The organism is Vagococcus elongatus (assembly GCF_003987645.1).
GTDB lineage: Bacteria > Bacillota > Bacilli > Lactobacillales > Vagococcaceae > Vagococcus_A > Vagococcus_A elongatus.
In genome coordinates, this window is the sequence record NZ_NGKA01000041.1 from 1 (window position 1) to 6,913 (window position 6,913).

The window sequence follows — 6,913 nt, forward strand, 5'->3', positions numbered from 1 at the left end:
AGAAATTTGGGCAAGCTTTATTCACTCAAATCTTTAAATCTATTACTGCTGATAAGGGCAGTGAGTTTAGTTCTTTGGACGATACTTTAAAGCACCTATAAGATATTTATTTTGCTCATCCATACTCCTCTTGGGGAAGAGGGACAAACGAACGGCATAATGGATCACTTAAATAATTTGTTCCAAAAGGAACCCCCATTTATCAATACTCAAGACAATTTATTCAATCAGTGACAGAAAATGTTAATCACTTACCTCGTAAAATTTTAAACTATAAACAGCCAGCGACGCTATTTATAGAAGAAGTTCAAAAAATAAAAACATGTTAGTAAGGTGTTTTTATAGGATAACATTGATATTTAGATGTTTTTATCTAAGTGGCTAACTTAATATTGCAATTTAGGAAAAAAATAACTTTCTTATCTGACTAGAAAAAACCTTCAGAAAAACCATTTCACATATAAAACACGAATGGTATCTGGACGTTTTTTTATTGATCATCATTTTTTCCTAAAAAAGCATGGAACCCCATGCTTCAATAGACATTCATATGATGAACTAGCGGGATAACTACTAGACAGCTCCGTTATTTTTTTGCTGTATAATTTTTGGTGTGGATGAAGAAATTCATTCACACCTATTTTGTTATAAAAAAATAGAAACATATGAATTTCCCAGTTAGAATAAAGTTGTCGATTACCCATTCAGAAAGGAAGATTCATATGTCTCATCATCATTGTATCCAAACCTCATTAAATTTAGAAGATAAAAATATCACTTTTGAAAAACAATTTTGTCAGGAGGTTGATGTAAAGGGGCTTACCAGCCTGCTTTATTTTGCCACTCTTAGCTATACGCCCACTCATTGTCCCAACTGTGGGGGTATTAATGAAGATTTTTCTATCGTTAAACACGGGTTCTTAACCTCGCGGTTAAAATGGTTGAGTTCTTCCCATCAACCTACATTCATTCAATTGAAAAACAACGCTTTTTTTGCCGTGACTGTCAAACGACTTTTGTTGCTGCCTCCCCTGAAGTTGACGCAGGGTGTTTTATCGCCAATAGAGTCAAACAATCCATCCCCATTGAACTTCAAGATAATCTTTCGATGAAAGATTTGGCTCATCGTCACGGTGTGTCTCCTACTACGACCACACGGATTTTAGTCCAACGAGGCAATGAACATGCACCTGATTTTCAACATTTACCTGAAAATTTATGTTTTGATGAATTTAAGTCAGTTAAGCATGTCACAAATAAAATGAGCTTTATTTTTTGTGATGCTGCCACACGAAAGATAATTGATATCTTACCCAATAGATTACAGAAAACTCTACGTGATTATTTTTCCAGATATTCCCTCAAAGCACGGGCCCAAGTTAAAACGATTGTTATTGATATGAATGCGGCTTATTTTACCGTCATTACAGAACTCTTTCCGAATGCCAAGATTATTATCGATCGCTTTCATATCGTTCAACTTATGTCACGTGCTCTTAATCAAACACGGGTAACTTTTATGAAGAAGTTGTTTGGTACTGATCACGAAAAAATGAAAGACTATCGTAAGTTAAAGCGTTACTGGCGATTGATGTTAAAATCAGCGACTCATCTTAATTACCAAGACTATTTGTATCAACGTTTATTCAAAAAGCCGATGCCTGAAACAGAGAGTGTGGATTACCTGATTTCCCTTGACCCCACTTTAAAAGCAACCTATCAGCTCTATCAAGAACTGCTTTATTATGCTCAAAAAAATGATATTAAAAGATTCAAGAATAGTCTGGCATCATTAAAACCGGAGGTTTCAATTTATATGAAAACCTCCATAAAAACTCTTAAAAAGCATTTAAACAGGATTGAAAATACCTTCAAGTATCCTTTTTCTAACGGCCCTCTGGAAGGACTTATTAATAAAATCAAAGTCATTAAACGAACTGCTTATGGTTATCGTAGTTTTTGGCACTTCAAGCACCGCATTCTTGTCAGTTTTAAACTGACAAACCAAAAAAACAACTTCACTTGTCTAAGCAAAGTTGTCTAGTTTGTTATTTAAAGTCAACTAAATTCTATCCATCCACATCATTTGATGAAGAGCCAAAACTACTCGATAGCTCCGTTATTTTTTTCCACATCTGGTACTTTGATAAACATCAGACCGCCAACAATAAATAAAACGATTAAACTGGCGATACCTAGTTGGGATCTGCCGGTGAGTTGTGTAACTACCCCAAACAATAAAGGACCCATCACCGCTGAAAATTTCCCAAAAATATTATAGAAACCAAAAAATTCATTGGAGCGTTCTTTAGGAATGATTCGGGAGAAATACGAACGGCTCAGCGCTTGAATCCCTCCTTGCGAAGTTGCAACTAAAAAGCCCAATATCCAAAAATGGAGCGGCTTGGACATAATCATTGCCAGGCAGCAAATCAGGATATACACTCCGATAGCGGTTAAAATCATCGGCTTGGTACCAAATCTCTTCGCCAGATTACCATACAAAATCGTGAAAGGAAAAGCCACGATATTCACCATCAGTAAAATCACCAAAAGGGTTGACGAGCTGATTCCCATGTCGATGCCAAAGGATGTTGCCATCGTAAAAATCGTATCCACGCCGTCAATATAAAAGAAATAAGCAATCAAGAAAAACATCACTACCTTATACTGACGAATATGTCTCAGTGTCTCCGCCAATCGTTTCACACTGGCCCGGACCGGTTTTGGGTCATGCGCCACCCCATAGCGCTGATGAACGTTTTTTAAGAAAGAAAGAGAAAAAACAAACCACCAGACCGCTGTCAAAACAAAACTGATTTTAGTTAAAAGAGCTACATCAAAAAACTTCCCGCCAAATAGTTGCAGTAAAACAACAATGATAAATAATAACGCACTGCCGATGTAACCTAAGCCGTAACCATAAGAAGAAATTAAGTCGCTCCGTTCATCAGTGGTCACGTCCACCAAAAAGCCATCATAGAAAATATTAGCCCCAGAAAATCCTACGTGAGAAATAATATAAATCGCCAGCAGCCCAATCCAACTGTGATTTGGTACAAGCGCCAACATCAAAGTCATTATCATCCCAGTCAGTGCAAAAAAAGTGAAAAACTTTTTCTTAAATCCTTTATAATCTGCAATAGTCCCCAAAAGTGGAGCAGATATTGAGACCAGCAAAGTACCAAAAGATGAAGCATAACCCCAATAGGCCGTAGAAGCTGATTCAGAAATCCCTGAACCAGTGGCAACTGATTTAAAATAAATCGGCAGCAACGCCGTGACAATGACTAATGAATAAGCAGAATTCGCCCAATCGTAAAGAATCCAGCTTGTTTCTTCCTTCGTAAATTTCTGTCCTATAAGTTTCAACATATAATCTCCTTACTCCTCAAAAACATCTTCCAAAACTTTCCCATCTATTTTCTGAGGAAATGTATTTAATCCCAATATTTTAGCAAATGTTGGTGCCTCATCGATTAATCTTCCTTTTGATTTTTTATGATTTTTTCTTATCCCGGGACCGCTCAAGACAAGGGTCGTTGCATAATTTTCCTTTTCAGGGGAAAAACCATGCACCGCCCGGTAACGCCAAGGCAGCCACATCTCTTTTTCTTGCACTTCAGCTACCGATGCACCTTTTGCTTCGTCCACAAAATAATAACCTCGTTTCGCCTCCACCATAAACGTACATTTAGGATCTGCCCCGCGACTTTTCGCTTGGTCAGTGGTATAAACAACTTCGATTCCTTCCGCTTTTTCAATCAATTCCCGGACTTCAGAAGGAGAGACCGCAGACTCTTTTTTTATATAAATATATGTGGAACCGTCACAACTATTCGCCCATACTTCCCAATTAGGTTTTGTCGTACCTATTTTAGTGGGCACTTGCCAACCCTTTTCAGCAAATAAAACATTTAGGCGTATCATTTTATCCACATCAATTTGATAGTGGTCGCCCAAGATAGCAAAAACCGTCTCCTCTTTATCGCCTGCCTCCGCAACAGCCTGAATAATTTCTCCTACCCGTCGGTCTTGCCTCAGTAATGCTGCCTCTGCTTCGTGAGAATTGACACCATAACCATGGCGCTGACTGTCCATATCAACTAAGTGAATCAAAGTCACATCTGGTCGTTTATTTTTCAGTGTATCCACAGCACACGCGGTAATGAAATCATCTAACTCAGGCTGCTTAATCCCCTTTCTCAAATGCCCATACTTGCGATTCATCTGAAATAAAAACAACGGCGAACTAGCATGTAAAGAAATCAGCACCTGATTGGTCCAAATCCGATTAGGAAAAATTTCAGCAATATTATAATCAATCGTACTTCTGGCAGTGACAGGCCATAAAAATGCCGCAGTTTTCAACCCTTCTTCATGAGCGGCATCGAAAAGTGTGGGCACGCGAATATCCTTTGCATACCAATACCAATCCGGAGACAACTTATTCGATTGCCTTTTAACATTGTTTACAATACCATGAGTTTTCGGATAACAACCTGTGACAATCGTCGTATGAGAAGGATAAGTCACCGTCGGGTATATCCCAGTCACTTCTTCAACATGGGTGCCAGAAGCTATTAAACTCTTGATATTTGGCAAATGTGATACATCCCCTGCAAGGTCCGCTGCTCCCAGCGCATCAATGGAAATCACTACTAATTTTTTTCTCACATACACCCTTCTTTCATTTTTCACATTATCACAAACATCTAAAAAGTTAGCATTATTTTTTAAACTTTCAAATCTTTTTGTTGATAAATTATCAATGCTCCGCCAATACAGAGAAAAACACCAGCTGATAAAATCAGCCAAAAAGCATTAGAATCATTTCCGCCCAAAATATTGTTGGGAATCCCCTGATTCACAGGAGAGATTGCCTTTAAAAAAGACAGTTTTTCTTGCAAATCTCCCAAAATCCCCAACAAGTAAAGCAATAAAACAAGACCTAAAGACAAACTGACCGATTGACTGCTGCTTTTAATCAAAGTGGACAACAAAAATCCCATGGATAAGAAAAAAAGAAGAATTAAAAATTCTTTACTGAAAACAAGTCCAACATCTTTAAATATTTCACCAAAATCCATTTCAGTCGTATCAAACAAAATAATTGACCCTAAAGATGCTGCGGCTAATACCAGCCAAAAAATCAAAAGAATTACAAAGTTTGTCAAAAATTTTTGTAAGGCAATGCTTGACCTGCTCACAGGCTGACTTAGTAAAAATTCAATAGTCCCCTCAGATTCTTCTTTTATCAAACAAGCACTGCCAAGCATCGCACTATAGATACACGAGCCGATAAATAAATACTGCATGACATAGGAAAAATAGCCAATAGGATTAGTCAGTCGCAATTTAGAATCAAGGTTAAAGGCTACCAGCATATTCTGGGGCAATGAATCCAATTGAGAGTCAAGCAGTTCTTTGATGCCCTTTGATTGCATGCTCGGAAACATTGCCATGAACAACACAATCAGCAACCCCATGACAGTCATCCATATAAACAACGATTTTTTGTTTAAACGCCACTCTATCTTACTTACTATCATATCATTATAAGCCCCCTACTCATACATAGACAGGAAACGTTCCTCCAAATCAACATCTCGAATATCAATATCTTGTATGGAAACATTTTCTAACAGGTGAAATAACTTGCTAAATTCCCCATCAAAAGTAAAAACGAGACGATTGGAACCTTGACCGAGTATTTTACCACCGATTCTCATGATTTCTTCGAAAGGAATTTGTTCCCCAGTTAAAGTAATCTTCTTTATAAAGCTTTTCTTCTCATGAAGATTTTCAACTGCTGCGATAACACCGTTCTTGATAAACGCCACTCTTTCACAATGATTTTGAACCTCATGCAAGTCATGACTGGACAAAAAAGTCGTCATCCCCTCCTCTTGCTTATGTTTCAATACCTCAAAAAAACGTGCTTGAATTTTTGGATCAAGCCCATTTGTCGGCTCATCAAGAATCAATAATTTAGGATTCGGCAAAAAAGCAGCAACTAAAGCCACTTTCTTTTTATTCCCAAAAGAAAGCTCAGAAAACTTCTTTTTCAAATCTATTTCAAACAACTGAACATAATCTTCGATTTCTTTTCTGCTATCTTTCAAGCCATGAAATTCAGAAACATAGTTAAAAATATCTAATGATGTAAATTTATTATACAATCTCACTTCACTTGTAACGTAACCAGTGAATCTTTTTATTGCCACAGATTCCTTGATGCAGTCATGACCGAAAATCAATGCTTTTCCTTCAGTTGGAAAAATTAAATTCAACAGTATCTTGATCGTAGTTGATTTCCCAGCGCCATTGGGTCCGATAAAGCCAAAAATCTCTCCCTGCTTTACTTCCAGGTCTATTCCATCTACTGCGATTTGTTTTCCGAACTTTTTAGTCAAACGGTGTATTTCAATCGCATTCATTACTACTCTTCCCTCCTTAAAAAAGTAAGATACACAAAATATCAACTTAGTAGAATCTGTGAGTTGAAAATTTAAAAACATCGTGTCAGTGTTCCGACACGTAAATATCTTAACCAAAGAAATCAAACCACACACACCTGTATCTGAAAATATATCCCCTCAATAGATAAAAATATCCAAATCAACATCGGAGATTCTGTTTTAAAGATTAAAAACTTTTCATTAATTATACCAAAATACTTTCAATTTAGCACCGACAGCTAACTGATTTACATCTTTTCCTTTCATACAAAAAGACCTCAGAGTAAAACTCTGAGGCAATGTAGTTTTTAACTGACTAAGTAAGCCTGGATAATTCATACTTATTTGAAAAAACAAGATAAACACTTTTGTGACGGTGTTTATCTTGTTTTATTTTAACACCCTTTGGGTGTACAAAAAGAGCCCCAATCTGTTATGGTTAAAGCGCCTAA

At 37.0% G+C, this 6,913-nt stretch carries 5 protein-coding genes and 1 pseudogene; 2 read left to right on the forward strand and 4 right to left on the reverse strand.

The genetic code is table 11. The features are described from left to right. Nucleotides 1-329, forward strand: a pseudogene (locus CBF29_RS14330) (IS30 family transposase); the annotation flags it as partial. Between the two features lie 608 nt (nt 330-937). Beyond that, nucleotides 938-2,044, forward strand: coding sequence for an ISL3 family transposase (locus CBF29_RS13450; RefSeq protein WP_245987408.1), 1,107 nt, complete (start codon nt 938-940; stop codon nt 2,042-2,044). 59 nt (nt 2,045-2,103) lie between these two features. On the opposite strand, the gene CBF29_RS13455 is transcribed toward CBF29_RS13450, so the two are convergent. The 4 genes from CBF29_RS13455 to CBF29_RS13470 are packed head-to-tail and all read right to left on the reverse strand — an operon-like array spanning nt 2,104 to nt 6,440. Then, nucleotides 2,104-3,375, reverse strand: coding sequence for an MFS transporter (locus CBF29_RS13455; protein ID WP_126810221.1), 1,272 nt, complete (start codon nt 3,373-3,375; stop codon nt 2,104-2,106). A 9-nt stretch (nt 3,376-3,384) separates the two neighbouring features. Beyond that, complete coding sequence (locus tag CBF29_RS13460; protein WP_211334311.1) at nt 3,385-4,683, reverse strand: alkaline phosphatase family protein; 1,299 nt, start codon at nt 4,681-4,683, stop codon at nt 3,385-3,387. 53 nt (nt 4,684-4,736) lie between these two features. Further along, complete coding sequence (locus CBF29_RS13465; RefSeq protein ID WP_126810223.1) at nt 4,737-5,552, reverse strand: ABC transporter permease subunit; 816 nt, start codon at nt 5,550-5,552, stop codon at nt 4,737-4,739. 15 nt (nt 5,553-5,567) lie between these two features. Continuing rightward, the gene (locus tag CBF29_RS13470; protein ID WP_126810224.1) at nt 5,568-6,440 is read right to left on the reverse strand and encodes an ABC transporter ATP-binding protein; all 873 of its coding nucleotides are present in this window, start codon (nt 6,438-6,440) and stop codon (nt 5,568-5,570) included. Nucleotides 6,441-6,913 lie beyond the last annotated feature (473 nt).

Excerpts from the sequence above, each read along its gene's own strand:
- CBF29_RS13455 (WP_126810221.1), bottom strand. The coding sequence starts at position 3,375 with ATGTTGAAACTTATAGGACAGAAATTTACGAAGGAAGAAACAAGCTGG.
- CBF29_RS13470 (WP_126810224.1), bottom strand. The coding sequence starts at position 6,440 with ATGAATGCGATTGAAATACACCGTTTGACTAAAAAGTTCGGAAAACAA.
- CBF29_RS13450 (WP_245987408.1), top strand. The coding sequence starts at position 938 with ATGGTTGAGTTCTTCCCATCAACCTACATTCATTCAATTGAAAAACAA.
- CBF29_RS13465 (WP_126810223.1), bottom strand. The coding sequence starts at position 5,552 with ATGATAGTAAGTAAGATAGAGTGGCGTTTAAACAAAAAATCGTTGTTT.